The sequence below is a fragment of the Mycobacterium lentiflavum genome (assembly GCF_022374895.2).
GTDB lineage: Bacteria > Actinomycetota > Actinomycetes > Mycobacteriales > Mycobacteriaceae > Mycobacterium > Mycobacterium lentiflavum.
Map to the genome: position 1 here is coordinate 332,698 of NZ_CP092423.2, position 15,144 is coordinate 347,841.

16 protein-coding genes are annotated in these 15,144 nt (G+C 66.4%); 12 read left to right on the forward strand and 4 right to left on the reverse strand.

The features are described from left to right. The first annotated feature begins 31 nt into the window (after nucleotides 1–31). Nucleotides 32–412, forward strand: a complete 381-nt coding sequence (locus MJO58_RS01610; protein WP_090598429.1) for a DUF427 domain-containing protein — start codon at nucleotides 32–34, stop codon at nucleotides 410–412. Between the two features lies 1 nt (nucleotide 413). Here MJO58_RS01610 and MJO58_RS01615 read toward each other — a convergent pair whose 3' ends face one another. Continuing rightward, entirely contained in the window at nucleotides 414–800 is a 387-nt protein-coding gene (locus MJO58_RS01615; RefSeq protein WP_239721820.1) for a nuclear transport factor 2 family protein, read from the reverse strand. 64 nt (nucleotides 801–864) lie between these two features. On the opposite strand from MJO58_RS01615, the gene MJO58_RS01620 reads away from it, so the two are divergent. Continuing rightward, entirely contained in the window at nucleotides 865–1,776 is a 912-nt protein-coding gene (locus MJO58_RS01620) for a DNA-3-methyladenine glycosylase family protein (protein ID WP_090598430.1), read from the forward strand. A 75-nt stretch (nucleotides 1,777–1,851) separates the two neighbouring features. After that, nucleotides 1,852–2,403, forward strand: a complete 552-nt coding sequence (locus MJO58_RS01625; RefSeq protein WP_090598432.1) for a Dps family protein — start codon at nucleotides 1,852–1,854, stop codon at nucleotides 2,401–2,403. Nucleotides 2,404–2,408: 5 nt separating this feature from the next. Here the strand turns inward: MJO58_RS01625 and MJO58_RS01630 are convergent, their stop codons facing one another. Then, complete coding sequence (locus MJO58_RS01630; protein ID WP_239721821.1) at nucleotides 2,409–3,845, reverse strand: chloride channel protein; 1,437 nt, start codon at nucleotides 3,843–3,845, stop codon at nucleotides 2,409–2,411. 77 nt (nucleotides 3,846–3,922) lie between these two features. Between MJO58_RS01630 and MJO58_RS01635 the strand changes: the two genes are divergently transcribed. The 9 genes from MJO58_RS01635 (at nucleotide 3,923) to MJO58_RS01675 (ending at nucleotide 12,968) form a co-directional block, all read left to right on the forward strand. Further along, nucleotides 3,923–4,906, forward strand: coding sequence for a pirin family protein (locus MJO58_RS01635; protein WP_090598435.1), 984 nt, complete (start codon nucleotides 3,923–3,925; stop codon nucleotides 4,904–4,906). Between the two features lie 2 nt (nucleotides 4,907–4,908). After that, on the forward strand, nucleotides 4,909–5,544 hold the full coding sequence (locus MJO58_RS01640) for a TetR/AcrR family transcriptional regulator (RefSeq protein ID WP_090598437.1): 636 nt from the start codon (nucleotides 4,909–4,911) through the stop codon (nucleotides 5,542–5,544). Between the two features lie 75 nt (nucleotides 5,545–5,619). Next, complete coding sequence (locus MJO58_RS01645) at nucleotides 5,620–6,573, forward strand: class I SAM-dependent methyltransferase (RefSeq protein ID WP_239721822.1); 954 nt, start codon at nucleotides 5,620–5,622, stop codon at nucleotides 6,571–6,573. 28 nt (nucleotides 6,574–6,601) lie between these two features. Beyond that, on the forward strand, nucleotides 6,602–7,543 hold the full coding sequence (locus MJO58_RS01650; RefSeq protein ID WP_239721823.1) for a class I SAM-dependent methyltransferase: 942 nt from the start codon (nucleotides 6,602–6,604) through the stop codon (nucleotides 7,541–7,543). Between the two features lie 24 nt (nucleotides 7,544–7,567). Continuing rightward, nucleotides 7,568–8,503 (forward strand): class I SAM-dependent methyltransferase, encoded by a 936-nt coding sequence (locus MJO58_RS01655; RefSeq protein ID WP_239721824.1) that lies wholly within the window; start codon nucleotides 7,568–7,570, stop codon nucleotides 8,501–8,503. Beyond that, on the forward strand, nucleotides 8,503–9,420 hold the full coding sequence (locus MJO58_RS01660) for an SAM-dependent methyltransferase (protein ID WP_239721825.1): 918 nt from the start codon (nucleotides 8,503–8,505) through the stop codon (nucleotides 9,418–9,420). Before MJO58_RS01655 ends, MJO58_RS01660 begins: the two co-directional genes overlap by 1 nt. 183 nt (nucleotides 9,421–9,603) lie before the next feature. Continuing rightward, entirely contained in the window at nucleotides 9,604–11,031 is a 1,428-nt protein-coding gene (locus MJO58_RS01665; RefSeq protein ID WP_239721826.1) for an aldehyde dehydrogenase family protein, read from the forward strand. A gap of 56 nt (nucleotides 11,032–11,087) precedes the next feature. Continuing rightward, nucleotides 11,088–11,951 carry an SDR family oxidoreductase gene (locus MJO58_RS01670; protein WP_239721827.1) on the forward strand — a complete coding sequence of 288 codons (864 nt, stop codon included), beginning with the start codon at nucleotides 11,088–11,090 and terminating at the stop codon, nucleotides 11,949–11,951. A gap of 135 nt (nucleotides 11,952–12,086) precedes the next feature. Continuing rightward, the gene (locus MJO58_RS01675) at nucleotides 12,087–12,968 is read left to right on the forward strand and encodes a cyclopropane mycolic acid synthase family methyltransferase (protein ID WP_239721828.1); all 882 of its coding nucleotides are present in this window, start codon (nucleotides 12,087–12,089) and stop codon (nucleotides 12,966–12,968) included. On the opposite strand, the gene MJO58_RS01680 is transcribed toward MJO58_RS01675, so the two are convergent. Then, nucleotides 12,969–13,802: a tyrosine-protein phosphatase gene (locus tag MJO58_RS01680; protein ID WP_239721829.1), complete on the reverse strand. Its 834-nt coding sequence runs from the start codon at nucleotides 13,800–13,802 to the stop codon at nucleotides 12,969–12,971. After that, nucleotides 13,795–15,015, reverse strand: a complete 1,221-nt coding sequence (locus tag MJO58_RS01685) for an acyl-CoA dehydrogenase family protein (protein WP_090608323.1) — start codon at nucleotides 15,013–15,015, stop codon at nucleotides 13,795–13,797. Before MJO58_RS01685 ends, MJO58_RS01680 begins: the two co-directional genes overlap by 8 nt. Between the last annotated feature and the right edge of the window lie 129 nt (nucleotides 15,016–15,144).

Sequence of the window (15,144 nt, forward strand, 5' to 3'; positions counted from 1 at the left end):
TGTTGCAGTCATACGTCTGAGGAGGAACAGCATGGCCCACAAGGAAATCTTGGAACCCAACGCGGGGCACCCAATCACCATCAGCCCCACCAAGGGACGTGTCCAGGTCCGCGTCAACGGCGAGCTCGTCGCGGACACCACTGCGGCGCTCGAATTGCGGGAAGCGACAATCCCTGGGGTGCAATACATTCCGCTGGCCGACGTGGCCCAGGACCGGTTGACCCGCACCGAGACCGTCAGCTACTGCCCATTCAAGGGCGACGCGAGCTACTACGCCGTCACGACTTCGGCCGGCGACACCGTCGAGGATGTGATCTGGACCTACGAACAGCCGTACCCCGCGGTCGCCGAGATCGCCGGGCACGTCGCGTTTTACCCGACCAAGGCCGACATCAGCGTCACCGCCGAATAGGTCACCCGCCCAACAGCTTGGCGTAGGCCCGGGTGTCGCTGTACTCGCGCATCGAGATGATCAGCCCGTCGCTGGTCTCGAAGATGCATACGAACGGGGTGTCGTACTGCTCGCCGTTGGAATTGGTGCCAGTGGCATACGCCTCTACGACGACGGTTTCGCCTTCATTGATGCAGCGAAGCAAATCGATCGTGAGCTCGACGGACTGCTTGCGCCGGTCGGTCACGCGGCGCAGGGCTTCCTTGTCGTAGGACTCCCGGGTGAACAGGCTCCAGTAGCTGAAGTCGTCGCTGAGCAACGCGAAGCCCTCGTCGAGGTCGCCGCCTTCGCTCAGACTCTGGAGGAACATCCAGGCCAACTCGGCATTGGGAGCGTCGAACGGCGTCATCACATCGCAATAGTGTCTTGGCAGGTAGTGGGCGGTCAATGAGAGTGGAAATCCGGAGTCGTCGGTGACGAGCACGCGAACGGTGACGTTTCCCGGGGCGGTCAGCTTCGGGCACACCCTGGCGCCCCTTCGCCGCGGCCCCCGGGATCCCTGCTTTCGCCTGCCGGGTGATGCCGCCATCTGGCGCACCAGCCTGCTGCCCAGCGGGCCGGTCACCGCGCGCATCAGCCGCGCGGCCGCCGACGCGGCGCGCTGCGAGGCCTGGGGCGGCGGCGCCGAGGAGTTTCTCGAGCGGCTGCCCGCCCTGCTCGGCGCGGACGACGACGCCTCGGGCTTCACACCGACGCACCCGACGGTTGCCGCGGCACATGAACGCGTCCCGCACCTGCGCCTGGGCCGTACCGGGCAGGTGCTCGAGGCGCTGATCCCGGCGATCATCGAGCAGCGGGTGCCCGGCGCCGACGCGTTCTCCTCGTGGCGGAAGCTGGTGTCCAAGTACGGCACGCCGGCACCCGGGCCGGCGCCGGCCGGCCTGCGCGTACTGCCGTCGGCCGAGGTCTGGCGAAACATCCCGTCGTGGGAATTCCATCGCGCCAACGTTGATCCGCGACGGGCCCAGACCGTCGTGACGTGTGCGCGCCGGGCGCCCTCGCTGGAACGGCTGGCGGCACGGTCGGCGGCGCAGGTGCGCGAAGCGCTGACGTCGCTGCCGGGAGTCGGGGAGTGGACGGCCGCCGAGACCGCGCAACGGGCGTTCGGCGATGCCGATGCCGTCTCGGTCGGGGATTACCACATCCCGAAGATGATCGGCTGGACGCTGCTGGGCCACCCGGTCGATGACGAGGGCATGCTCGAACTGCTGGAGCCGATGCGTCCGCACCGCCACCGGGTGGTCTGTGTGCTTTATGCCAGCGGACTGGCCTACGAGCCGCGCCGCGGCGCGCGACTGCCGGTCCAGCAAATCCACGCCCTCTGACCAGCCGGTGTTTTCGAGCTGGGTCATCGGGTACCCGTCGTCATATTGACGGCTACGAAACGCAGGGAGCGATCGATGACGCAGTTCACCATTCCGGGATTGAGCGACAAGCAGGGTGCGCGGCTGGCCGAGTTATTGCAGAAGCAACTGAGTACGTACAACGATCTGCATTTGACGCTGAAGCACATTCACTGGAATGTTGTGGGCCCCAACTTCATTGGGGTGCACGAGATGATCGATCCCCAGGTGGAAACGGTGCGCGGTTTCGCCGATGACGTCGCCGAACGCATTGCGGCCCTGGGTGCTTCGCCGGAAGGAACTCCGGGCGCCATCATTCGGGACCGGTCTTGGGACGACTATTCGGTCGGCCGAGACACTGTCCAGGCCCACCTGGCGGCGCTGGATCTGGTCTACAACGGCGTGATCGAAGACATCCGCGAAGCCATCGACGAGACAGAAGAACTCGACCAGGTCACCCAGGACATGTTGATCGGCCAGGCCGGGCCGCTGGAGAAGTTCCAGTGGTTTGTCCGTGCGCATCTCGAGAGCGCGGGCGGCACGCTGACCCACGGGGGCAAGAAGACGGAAAAGGGTGCGGCGGACACCGCGCGGCGTAAGAAGTCGTAGGGCGGCTAGTCGGTCGCGACTTTGTGCGCGCGCTCGGCTTCGGCGGCTTCTCGGTTGAGTCGCTGCGCCTCGTAGATCGTGACGTTGGTGCGCGACATCAGCAACGACGCGATCCCCACCGCGATGATGGCTCCGGGCACCACCGAGAAGGAGCCGGTCATCTCCGCGACCATGATCATGACGGCCAGCGGGGCGCGGGCGACGCTGCCGAAGCAGCTCATCATGCCGACCACGACGAAGATGCCCGGTCCGTTGGGTATGCCGGGCAGCGCGGCCAGCTCGCCAAGGCGCCAGATGGCGGCGCCGACGAAGGCGCCGATCACGATCCCGGGCCCGAACAGCCCGCCGGAGCCCCCGGTGCCGATCGACAGCGACGTCGCGACGATCTTGGCCAGCGGCAGGACGAGGATGATCCAGAGTGGAATCCCCAGCAGCGCCGTGCGGTCGGCCGCCAGCTGGGCCCAGCCGTAGCCGCTGCTCAGGATTTGGGGAATCAGCAGGCCTAGCAGCCCGACTAGCAGGCCGCCCGCCGCTGGCTTGAGCACCGGTCCGCCCGGCAGCCGGCGGGTGAGCCGGACCGCGGCGTGAAAGGTCCAGGCGTACAGATAGCCGACGGCCGCGGCGATTAGACCGATCACCACGAACCACAGCAGCGGCCCTGGTTTTTCGAAGCGGTACTCGGCGTCGATATAGCCGAACAGCGGGTCGAAGCCCAGGAACGCACCGAGCACCGCGTACGCCGTCCCCGAGGTGATGAATCCGGGCAACAGGCAGCGATAGTCGAAGTCGTCGCGGTAGGTGATCGAGGCGGCCAGCACCGCCCCGCCCAGTGGCGCGGCGAAGATCGCGCCGATACCCGCACCGATGCCCAGCGCCACGGCGATCCGGCCGTCCTCGTCGGACAGGCCGAGGCGCCGGGTCAGCAGCGAGCAGAAGCCGGCCGAGATCTGTGCCGTCGGGCCTTCGCGGCCACCCGACCCGCCCGAGCCGATCGTCAACGCGCTGGCGACCATCTTCACCAGCACCGCCCGGAAGCGGATCGCGCGGGGATCGGTGTGCACCGCTTCGATGGCTTCGTCGGTGCCGTGCCCGGTGGCCTCCGGCGCGAGTTTGGCCACCAGTACCGCCGACACCAGCGCCCCGGCCGTCGTGACCAGCGGAATCGCCCACGGACGCGTGAAGCCGGCCGAGCCGTGGCTGCCGCCCTCGCCCAGTGGCGTCGGGATGCGGTAGTCAGCCAGGTAGCCGAGCAGGAAGTCGCCGGCGTATTTCAGAGCCAGATAGAACACCACCGCGCCCAGGCCCGAGATCACGCCGATCGTGATGCCCAGCGCGAACCACTTGGGCAGGTAGCCCGCATTTCTGATCGATGCCCCGAATCGCCCGCCGGCGGCCGCGGCAGGAGCGACAGCGGGCTGGGGGTCGTCCTGCGTCGGCTCCACTGCGCCATCCTATGACAGAGCGGAATAATCGGACTGCGGTCCGGTTATATGGGTAGTTCTGGATGAAGGAGGTTGATATGCCTGCCATTACCGCGGACACATTGACGTTGCCCCGCGTCAGCGCGGCCACCCCGCAAGACACCGAACGCCCCGTCCGCTCGATCACCACGGGACCGCGCGGATACGAGGGCGAAGGGTTCCCCGTCGTGCGGGCCTTCGCCGGCGTCAGTGCCGCCGCCCTGGACCCGTTTGTGCACATGGACCAGATGGGCGAGGTGGACTACGAGCCTGGAGAGCCGCGGGGTACCGACTGGCACCCGCACCGCGGCTTCGAAACCGTCACCTACCTGATCGACGGCAAGTTCGCGCACCAGGATTCCCACGGCGGCGGTGGGCTGATCACCGACGGCGCGACGCAGTGGATGACGGCAGGGTCCGGAATCCTGCACATCGAGACCCCGCCGGCTGAATTGGTCGAAAGAGGCGGTCTGTTCCACGGCGTCCAGCTCTGGGTGAACTTGCCGAAAAGGGACAAGTTCGCAGCGCCCAGGTATCAGTCCATCGAAGGCATCGACGCCGGGCTGCTCGCCTCCGACGACGGCGGAGCATTGCTGCGCATCATCGCCGGTGAGATCGACGGTCAGGGCGGTCCGGGCGTCACGCACACACCAATCACACTGGCGCACGCCACAATTCAAAACGGGGCTCGGCTCAACATTCCGTGGCGGCGTGATTTCAACGCGCTGGTTTATGTGTTGTCCGGCAGTGGGTCTGTCGGCCCGGTCGGTCATCCGATTCACCAGGGCCAACTAGTGGTGCTCGGGCCCGGCGACCGGATCACCGTAACGGCTGACTCGAGCCAGCAATCGTCGTCGACCTCAGCAATTGATGTGTTACTGCTGGGCGGACAACCGATTCGCGAGCCGGTTTTCCACTACGGGCCATTTGTGATGAACTCGCGCGCGGAATTGATCGAAGCGCTCGAGGACTACCAAGCGGGTAAGTTCGGCAACATTCCGCCAAATGCTTTAATGCCTACCCGAACGGGTGGCACACTCTAACGGTGCCGTCAACGGCGAGGCGCCGGCCGGGCCGTCCACCCGCCGCGAAGGCGGACGAGACGCGCAAGAGAATCTTGCGCGCCGGTCGCTTGGTGTTCAGCGAACGTGGTTACGAGGGAGCCACGTTCCAGGCCATCGCGGTGCGTGCCGATCTCACCCGGCCGGCCATCAACCACTACTTTTCCAGCAAGCGTGTGTTGTATCGAGAGGTGCTGAGCGAAACCAGCGAACTGCTGTTCGGGGCCGGTATCGCCCAGGCGGACCGCGAGACGACCCTGATGGCCCGGCTGACCGGGTTCATCTCGGCGGCCGTGGCAACAAATTCCGAACATCCTGCGGCCTCGGCGTTTCTGATCGGCTCGATTCTGGAATCCCAGCGCCACCCCGAATTGAGCCAAGCAGAAAACGACGCGATAAGGATTTGTCGAGACTTCTTAACGCGGGTGATCAATGACGCAATAGCGCAGGGGGAGTTCGCCATCCCTATCGATGCCAATGCGTTGATCGAGACGCTCTTGGTGGTGCTGTGCGGCGCCGGGTTCTATGCCGGCTATGTCCGGAGCTACCAGGAGATGCAGGCCGTCACCGGAATGCTGGGCCAGTTGCTGGAGGGCGCGCTGTTCAAGGGGCGGGACTGAGCCCGGTCGGGTGTGAGTGAGATCGCGCACAAAGCGTATAGGCTAACTAACTTTTTCGGGTAGCATGGCCCGGAAATGACTGATCTCGACGACTCCTCCTCGTTGCAGCCACCGTTACCGCCCTCGCTCCGAACCGCGGGGGATTCGTGGGCCATCACCGAGCTCGTCGGCGCCACCGCATTGGGTGTCGCGGCCGCGCGCGCCGCGGAGACCGCCGGAGCCAACCCGCTGATTCGTGACGATTTCGCCCGGAAACTGGTCTCGCCGGCCGGACCGGCGTGGGCCCGGCTGACCGACCCCGAGCTGGCCTGGCTGGACGGCGACGAGCAGGGCCAGCGGGGGCATCGCCTCGGCATCGACTACCAGGCCGTCCGCACCCACTTCTTCGACGACTATTTCGCCGACGCCACCCGCGACGGAATCCGGCAGGTGGTGATTTTGGCCGCGGGCCTGGACTCGCGGGCCTACCGGCTCGACTGGCCCGCCGGGACCGCGGTCTACGAGATCGACCAGCCGCAGGTGCTGGAGTACAAGGGCAAGATTCTGGAATCGCACGTGCCCACCGCCAGCCGGCACGCGGTCGCGGTGGATCTGCGCGACGACTGGCCGGCGGCGCTGACGGCGGCCGGATTCGACCGCACCCAACCCACGGCATGGTTGGCCGAGGGGCTGTTGCCCTATCTGCCCAGCGACGCGCAGGACCGGCTTTTCGAGATGTTCACCGAGCTCAGCGTGCCCGGGAGCCAAGTCGCCATCGAGGTGTTCGGCGTAAACGCGAGCAGCAATACCAACCGCTGGCAGCGGATGCGGGACCGGCTCGGCCTGGACGTCAACGTCCAGGCGCTGACCTTCCACGAGCCCGACCGAACTGATGCCGCCGAGTGGCTGACCCACCACGGCTGGCAGGTGAACGTCGTGAACAACCGCGAGGAGATGGCCCGCCTGGGCCGCGCGGTCCCCGAAGACCTGGCCGACGATGCCGTCCGCAGCGCCCTGCTGCGTGCGCGCTTCGCCGGACCATCGCACTGACCCGACCGACAAGACCTGGAGCACGCCGATGAGTTCACTTCGCACACATGACGACACCTGGGACATCAAGACCAGCGTCGGGAGCACCGCGGTCATGGTGGCCGCCGCTCGGGCCATCGAAACCGAGCAGCCCGACGCGCTGATCCACGACCCCTACGCCCGGCTGCTGGTGAACAACGCCGGGGCCGAGATCATCTGGGAGGCCATGCTCGACCCCGAGGTCGTCGCCAAGATCGAAGCCATCGACGAAGAATCCGCCGCCCGCATCCACCACATGCGCGGCTATCAGGCCGTGCGGACGCACTTCTTCGACGCGTACTTCGCCGACGCCGTCGCCGCCGGGATCCGCCAGATCGTGATCCTGGCGTCGGGACTGGATTCGCGGGCCTACCGGCTGGACTGGCCGGCGGGCACCACCGTCTACGAAATCGACCAGCCCCAGGTGCTGGACTACAAGTCCGCCACGCTAGCCGAAAGCGGTGCCACCCCGTCCGCCGATCGTCGTGAGGTGGCCATCGACCTGCGCGAGGACTGGCCGGCCGCGCTGCGCGCCGCCGGCTTCGACCCGTCTCAGCGCACCGCTTGGCTGGCCGAGGGGTTGCTGATGTACCTGCCCGCCGACGCGCAGGACAAGTTGTTCACCCAGATCGGCGAGCTGAGCCCGGCGGGCAGCCGCGTCTCGGCCGAAACCGCGCCCACGCACTCCGATGAGCGGCGGGAACAGATGCGGGAACGATTCAAGAAGGTCGCCGACGAGATCGGCATCGAGCAAAGCGTCGACGTCGGCGAGCTGATGTACCGCGACGAGAATCGGGCGGACGTCGCGGAGTGGCTGAATCACCACGGCTGGCGCGCCACGGCGCAGAACTCACTCGACGAGATGGAGCGAGTGGGCCGCCGGGTTGCCAGTGTCGAGCTGGACGACGACAAGGATTCGTTCTCCGATTTCGTGATAGCGGAGCGGTTGTAACCGGCGGCAAGTTAAGTCCCAGCCATGCCTCGCCGTGCGGACGACACGTGGGACATCGCTACCAGCGTCGGCTCGACGGCGGTGACGATAGCCGCAGCGCGAGCTGTCGAAACCGAACAACCTGATGCGCTGATCCATGACCCGTACGCCAGACTGCTGGTCACCAACGCCGGCGTCGGGGTGCTGTGGGGAGCCATGCTCGACCCGGCCGTCGCGGCCAAGGTGGAAGCGCTCGACGCGGAGTTGGTGGCCGATCTCGCGCACATTCGCGGTTACGTGGCGGTGCGGACGCACTTCTTCGACCGCTATCTCGCGGATGCCGTGGCCGCCGGAATTCGGCAGGTGGTAATCCTGGCGTCCGGACTGGACTCCCGCGCCTACCGCCTGGACTGGCCCGACGGTACCGCGATCTACGAGGTCGACCAGCCCGAGGTGCTGGCCTATAAGGCCACGACGCTGGCCGAAAACGGGGTGGGCCCGTCGACGGATCGCCGTGAGGTGGGCATCGACCTGCGGCAGGATTGGCCGTCGGCGCTGCGCGCCGCAGGCTTCGACCCGTCCGCGGCCACGGCGTGGCTGGCCGAGGGACTGTTGATGTATCTGCCCGCCGAGGCGCAGGACCGGTTGTTCACCCAGATCGGCGAGCTGAGCGCGTCCGGAAGCCGGGTCTCGGTCGAAACCGCACCCGCGCGAGCCCAAGAGCGGCGCACACACGTGCACGACCGGGTGAGCAAGTTGGCCGACCAGATCGGTCTGGTGCCCAACCCCGATGCCGGGGAACTGATGTATTTCGATGAGCATCGGGCAGACGTCGCGGACTGGCTGGACGGGCACGGCTGGTGCGCCGAGCTGCGGCGATCGACGGACGAGAGGCGCAGGCTCGGTCGTTGGAACGACAGTCACCCGCTGGCCGACGATCAGGACATCTTTTCCAACTTCGTGATTGGGGAGCGGTTGTAATGGCACGCACGGCAGACGACTCCTGGGACATCGCCACCAGCGTCGGGGCGACCGCGGTGATGGTCGCGTTGGCCCGTGCCGCCGAGACCGCCAGCGCAGATCCGCTGATCCGCGACGAGTTCGCCGAGCCGCTGGTATCCACGCCGGCACTCGAGGGCGTGCGCGAGCAGGTGACGGCGTGGTGGGCCGGGGCCGAGGACGACGATCCCGACGGCGCGGTTCGCGCCCAGGAGATGATCAACTATCAGGCCGTGCGTACGCATTTCTTTGATGCGTACTTCGCGGCCGCGGCCGCCGCGGGAATTCGGCAGGCGGTGATCGTGGCCGCCGGATTGGATTCGCGCGCGTACCGGCTGGACTGGCCCGCCGCCACGACGGTCTACGAGATCGACCTGCCCAAGGTGCTCGAGTACAAGGCCGAGACGCTCGCGGGCTCGACGCCCGTCGCCGTGCGGCGCCCCGTCCCCGTCGATCTGCGCCACGACTGGCCGAAGGCGTTGCGCGAGGCGGGCTATGACTTGAGCCAGCCGACCGCGTGGCTGGCCGAGGGGCTGCTGCCGTTCCTTCCGGCGGCCGCGCAAGAAGCGCTGTTCGTCTCGATCGACGCGCTGAGCGGATCGGGCAGCCGGGTAGCCGTCGAGAATTTCGGGGTCGACGCCGAGAAGCGCCGCGAAGCCGAACAGCGGTGGGCCGAGCTGAAGGCCAAGCGCGAGGCGCGCGGCCAGGACACCTCGTTCAACCCGTTCGACCTCTGGTTCGAAGACGAGGGCCGGCCCGACTGCGGCGAATGGTTCGCCACCCACGGCTGGACGGTGCAGACGGTCAATGCACGCGAGGAGGCCACCCGGCTGGGTCGCGAACCGCAAAACGAAGCCCGGCCGTTCGCCAACACCTTCGTCACCGCAACCAAGGGCTGACCAGGCGATTAGCCGGATGAGCTCCGGCAAGGATGGGCTGTCGACTCGGTATTCGGCCGCATCTGCTGGAGCTTCCTGTACTTCCCAACCGACCGGATGGTTAGGATCGCGGTTATCGCCCGTATGTGTCCGCGCGCACAGTCGTGGGCCTCTCCGGGAAGGTGCGAGAGAGGAAAGACAGCGATGACCACCGAATCGGTTGCACGCAAGACATCCGAGTCCACCAACGGGGCTTCGGCTCAAGCCGCCGATATCCCCGCCACGGTGGCCCGGCTGCGCCAGACCTTCGCCTCCGGGCGCACCCGTGACGTCCAGTGGCGCAAACGTCAGCTGCTGCAGCTGGCGAAGTTGATGGAAGACAACGACGCCGCGATCAACGCCGCGCTGGCCGAAGACCTCGACCGCCACCCGTTCGAGGCATTCATCGGCGACACCGCCGGCACCATCGGCGAAGCGAAGTACGCGGCCAAGAAGTTGCACAAGTGGACGAAACGCAAGTACGCGTTCCTCGAGGCGGCTCAACTTCCCGGCCGCGGCTGGATCCAATACGAGCCCTACGGCACCGTGCTGATCATCGGCGCCTGGAACTACCCGTTCTACTTGACCTTGGGTCCGGCGGTCGGCGCGATCGCCGCCGGCAATGCCGTGGTGCTCAAGCCCTCGGAAATCGCCGCCGCGTCGTCGCACTTGATGGCCGAGCTGGTGCCCCGGTACCTCGACAACGACGCGATCGCGGTGGTCGAAGGCGACGGCGCGGTGAGCCAGGAGCTGATCGCCCAGGGTCTGGACCGGGTGATGTTCACCGGCGGCACCGAGATCGGCCGCAAGGTCTACGAAGGCGCGGCGCCGCACCTGACGCCGTGCACGCTGGAGCTCGGCGGCAAGAGTCCGGTGATCGTCGCGGCCGATGCCGACATCGACGTCGCCGCCAAACGGATCGCCTGGATCAAACTACTCAACGGCGGGCAGACCTGCGTCGCCCCCGACTACCTGCTGGTCGACGCGACGGTCCGCGACGAGCTGGTCAGCAAGATCGGCGAAGCCATCACGAAATTCCGGTCCCAGGGGCCGGCCGGGATGCGGGTGGCCAATCAGCGCCAATTCGACCGGCTCAGCGGGTACCTCAAGGGCTCGGGCGGCACGGTAAGCCTCGGCGGCGGCTGTGACGAGTCGACCCTGCGCATCGAGCCGACGGTCGTCGTCGATCCCGATCAGGACGGCCCGCTGATGACGAACGAGATCTTCGGACCGCTGCTTCCGGTGGTCACCGTCCAATCCCTGGACGAGGCAATACGTTTCGTCAACTCGCGGCCAAAGCCGCTGTCGGCGTACCTGTTCACCAAGTCGCGTGAGGTGCGGGAAAAGGTGATCCGGGAGGTCCCGGCCGGTGGGCTGGTGGTCAACCACCTCGCCTTCCAGGTGTCGACGGCCAAGCTCCCGTTCGGCGGGGTCGGCGCGTCGGGAATGGGTGCCTACCACGGCAAGTGGGGCTTCGAGGAGTTCAGTCACCGCAAGTCGGTGATGACCAAGCCGACGCGGCCCGACCTGTCCAGCTTCACCTACCCGCCCTACACCGACCGGGCCCTGAAGTTGGCGCGCAAGCTGTTTTGACACACTAGCTCGGGGGTCGTCCACGCGACCGTTGGTTAATTGCAGAGAGGAACCTGATGCCCGGAGTGCAGGATCGCGTCATCGTCGTCACCGGAGCCGGCGGAGGACTGGGGCGCGAATACGCGCTCACCCTCGCCAAGGAGGGCGCCAGCGTCATCGTCAATGACCTCGGTGGAGCCCGCGACGGGACCGGGGCCGGACACAACATGGCCGACGAGGTGGTCAAGGAGATCAAGGACGCCGGAGGCCGGGCGGCTGCCAATTACGACAGCGTCGCCGACCCCGAGGGCGCCGAGAACATCATCAAGACCGCGCTCGACGAGTTCGGTGCGATCCACGGCGTGGTGAGCAACGCCGGCATCCTGCGCGACGGCACCTTCCACAAGATGTCGTTCGAGAACTGGGACGCCGTACTCAAGGTCCACCTGTACGGCGGCTACAACGTCATTCGCGCCGCCTGGCCGCACTTCCGCGAGCAGAGTTACGGCCGGGTCGTCGTCGCCACTTCGACCAGCGGGCTGTTCGGCAACTTCGGCCAGACCAACTACGGCGCGGCCAAGCTCGGGCTCGTCGGTCTGATCAACAGCCTGGCGCTCGAGGGCGCCAAGTACAACGTCCACGCCAACGCCGTCGCCCCGATCGCGGCAACCCGCATGACGCAGGACATCCTGCCGCCCGAGGTGCTTGAGAAGCTCACCCCCGAATACGTCGCACCGGTGGTGTCCTATCTGTGCACCGAGGAAAACCCCAACAGCGCTGCGGTTTTCGTCGTCGGTGGTGGCAAGGTGCAGCGCGTCGCGCTGTTCCAGAACGACGGCGTCACCTTCGACAAGCCGCCGACGGTTGACGATGTCGCCGCGCAGTGGGACCAGATCACCGATCTGTCCGCGGCGAAGCAGGCCGACTTCAAACTCGGCTGAGTGCGGCTTCCCGCTCCACTTCGGCGAAGCGCTCCAAGCGCATTCGCCTTACAGTGGACGACGACCCAACCAACTCCCAAGCCGCATCGCGACTGGACCTAACGGCTGCGGGGTCCGGGGAAAGGCAGCACAGTCATGTCTGAGGAGCTGACGCCTGAGGAGCTGACGCCGCATTTCGAGGACGTGCAGGCGCACTACGACCTCTCCGACGATTTCTTCCGTCTGTTCCTCGACCGCACCCAGATGTATACCTGCGCCTACTGGCTGGGCGGCGACGACATGACGCTGGAACAGGCGCAGATCGCCAAAATCGACCTCTCGCTGGGCAAGCTGGACTTGCAGCCGGGCATGACACTGCTGGACCTGGGCTGCGGCTGGGGCGCCGCGATGGTGCGAGCCATCGAGAAATACGACGTCAACGTCGTCGGCTTGACGCTGTCGAAGAACCAAGCCGTCCACGCACAGAAGGTGCTCGACGAAATGGATAGCCCGCGTTCCAAGCGGGTGTTGCTGGAGGGCTGGGAGCGGTTTCACGAGCCGGTGGACCGAATCGTCGCGATCGGCCCGCTCGAGCATGTCGGTCTCGACCGCTACACGGCGTTCTTCGAGCGCGCGTATGAGCTGTTGCCGGCCGGTGGCACGTTCCTGCTGCACACCATCACCGTGCTGTCGGAGAAGGAAATCATCGCATCCGGTTTGCCGCTGACTCCGGCGATCGTCGAGTTCAGCGACTTCATGAAGACCGAAATCTTCCCGGGCGGCTATCTGCCGACGATCGATATGGTCAAGGAATTCTCGGCGAAGGCCGGCTTCAAGCTGAAGCGTCGCCAATCACTGCAGCGCCATTACGCCAAGACCCTGGACGTATGGGCCGCGGGCCTGCAGGCACACAAAGCCGCGGCCATCGAGATCCAGTCCGAAGAGGTCTACGACATGTACATGAAGTACCTGACCGGGTGCGCGAACCTCTTTCGCAAGGGCTACACCGACCTCAATCAGTTCACCCTGCGAAAGTAGTCAGGCCAGCAGTTCGCTGCGCAGGCGGTCCACATCCGACGGTGTGACACCCGCATCCCGCAGGTAGGCATCCAGCGAGCCGAACTCGCTGTTGATCGTTTGGCGTGCGGCGTCGAGATATTCGGGACGCACGCCGAGAACACCGTCGGCGAGCCGAGCTTTGGTGAAAGTGACGACCTCGGGCGTCAATTCGACGTCGGAGCGCTGCTGGATCATGTCGTAGATGTGGTCGCGCAACTGGGGTACCGCGGCGTTGCTGCGCAGGTAATCGGCGACGATGGTGTCCTCGTCGATGCCGATCGTCTCCAGCACCGTGGCGATCACGAAGCCGGTGCGGTCCTTGCCCGCGAAGCAGTGCGTGAGCACCGGGCGCCCCGCGGCCAGCAATGAAAAGACATGCTGCACAGCGCGTTGCGCGCCATTGCGGGTGGGGAATTGCCGGTACTCGTCGATCATGTGACGGATGGCGGCCTGGTTCACCTCTTCGTCGGTCTGGTCGGTCTCGCCCTCGAACAGGCGCCGAAACGCGGTCTCGTGCGGCGCTGCGTCTTCTGAGTCGTCCGTCGGCTCCTCGTCGCCGAGATCGGGAAACGGCAGCAGATGAATGTCGATGCCGTCGGGGACCAGTCCCGGACCTCGCCGGGCCACCTCACGCGCGGCCCGCAGATCCGCGACATCGGTAATTCCCAACTCGCGCAGCATTTCCCGACCCTGATCGTCGAGGCGGCTCAGTTCGCCGGACCGGAAGAGCCGTCCTGGCCGCAGCGCGGACACGCCGTCGGCGACATCACGAAAGTTCCACGCGCCGGACAGTTCTCGTAATGCCTCAGTCATGCGGGGTCACCGCCGCGGCGAAGGTGGACTGTTCCCGGCCGATTTCGGTTCGGGCGATGGTTCGCATGTGCACCTCGTCGGGTCCGTCGAAAATCCGCATGGCGCGGTGCCAGCCGTAGAGCCGGGCCAGCACGGTGTCGTCGCTGACCCCGGCGGCTCCATGCACCTGAATCGCGCGGTCGATGACGTTGCAGGCCACTTGTGGCGCAACGGCTTTGATCTGTGAGACCAGAAGGTGGGCGGCCTTGTTGCCGTGCTGGTCGATAGTCCACGCGGCCTTCTCGCACAGCAGCCGAGCTTGGTCGATCTCGTTGCGGGACTGGGCAATTGCTTGCTGTACCAGACCCTGGTCGGCCAGCGGGCGGCCGAACGCGATCCGGGTGTTCGCGCGGTGCACCATCAGGGCCAGGGCACGTTCGGCCCCGCCCAGCGCGCGCATGCAGTGGTGGATGCGGCCCGGCCCGAGGCGGGCCTGGGCGATCGCGAAACCGCCGCCCTCTTCGCCGAGCAGGTTGGTGGCCGGAACCCGGACGTTGTCGTAGCTGATTTCGCAGTGCCCGTGCTGGTCCTGCCAGCCGAACACCGGGGTCGAGCGCACCACCGTCACCCCGGGGGTGTCCATCGGCACCAGCACCATCGACTGCTGCTGGTGGCTGGCCGCGTCGGGGTTGGTGCGGCCCATCACGATCAGGATCTTGCACCGCGGGTCCGACGCGCCCGAGGTCCACCACTTGCGGCCGTTGATGACGTAGTCGGCGCCGTCGCGCACGATGGCGGTTTGGATGTTGCGGGCGTCGCTGCTGGCGACCGCGGGCTCGGTCATCGAGAAGGCGCTGCGAATCTCGCCGGCCAGCAACGGCTCCAGCCATTGCTTGCGCTGCTCCTCGGTCGCGAACAGGTGCAGGGTCTCCATGTTCCCGGTGTCCGGCGCCGCGCAGTTGACCGCCTCGGGCGCGAGCTCCAGGCTCCAACCGGTCAGCTCTGCCAGCGGAGCGTACTCGAGATTGGTCAACCCGGACTCGGCCGGCAGGAACAGGTTCCACAGGCCGCGTTCTTTGGCCTTGACTTTGAGTTCCTCGATGACGGGCGGAACGGTGTGGTCATCTGCGCCGGCCTCGTGGCGGTAGCTGTCATAGGCGGCCTCAGCCGGAAAGACAAACTCAGTCATGAAGTCGGACAACCGCTTGTGGTAGTCGGCGGCCTTGGCCGACATCGCGAAGTCCATGACCGTCACGAGCGGACACCGCTCGCGGCGTCCAGTTTCAGGTCGCCGGCGCGACCCTTAAGCGGTGGTGAATACCCGCCGAGTCAGCCCAGCTCGGCTTATCTTTCGCGGTCGCGA

Bases quoted from the DNA above. Each gene is read 5' to 3' on its own strand.
- MJO58_RS01675 (WP_239721828.1), top strand. From the start codon at position 12,087: ATGTCTGAGGAGCTGACGCCTGAGGAGCTGACGCCGCATTTCGAGGAC.
- MJO58_RS01665 (WP_239721826.1), top strand. From the start codon at position 9,604: ATGACCACCGAATCGGTTGCACGCAAGACATCCGAGTCCACCAACGGG.
- MJO58_RS01615 (WP_239721820.1), bottom strand. From the start codon at position 800: ATGACGCCGTTCGACGCTCCCAATGCCGAGTTGGCCTGGATGTTCCTC.
- MJO58_RS01660 (WP_239721825.1), top strand. From the start codon at position 8,503: ATGGCACGCACGGCAGACGACTCCTGGGACATCGCCACCAGCGTCGGG.
- MJO58_RS01650 (WP_239721823.1), top strand. From the start codon at position 6,602: ATGAGTTCACTTCGCACACATGACGACACCTGGGACATCAAGACCAGC.
- MJO58_RS01625 (WP_090598432.1), top strand. From the start codon at position 1,852: ATGACGCAGTTCACCATTCCGGGATTGAGCGACAAGCAGGGTGCGCGG.
- MJO58_RS01635 (WP_090598435.1), top strand. From the start codon at position 3,923: ATGCCTGCCATTACCGCGGACACATTGACGTTGCCCCGCGTCAGCGCG.
- MJO58_RS01645 (WP_239721822.1), top strand. From the start codon at position 5,620: ATGACTGATCTCGACGACTCCTCCTCGTTGCAGCCACCGTTACCGCCC.
- MJO58_RS01680 (WP_239721829.1), bottom strand. From the start codon at position 13,802: ATGACTGAGGCATTACGAGAACTGTCCGGCGCGTGGAACTTTCGTGAT.
- MJO58_RS01610 (WP_090598429.1), top strand. From the start codon at position 32: ATGGCCCACAAGGAAATCTTGGAACCCAACGCGGGGCACCCAATCACC.
- MJO58_RS01685 (WP_090608323.1), bottom strand. From the start codon at position 15,015: ATGTCGGCCAAGGCCGCCGACTACCACAAGCGGTTGTCCGACTTCATG.
- MJO58_RS01655 (WP_239721824.1), top strand. From the start codon at position 7,568: ATGCCTCGCCGTGCGGACGACACGTGGGACATCGCTACCAGCGTCGGC.
- MJO58_RS01670 (WP_239721827.1), top strand. From the start codon at position 11,088: ATGCCCGGAGTGCAGGATCGCGTCATCGTCGTCACCGGAGCCGGCGGA.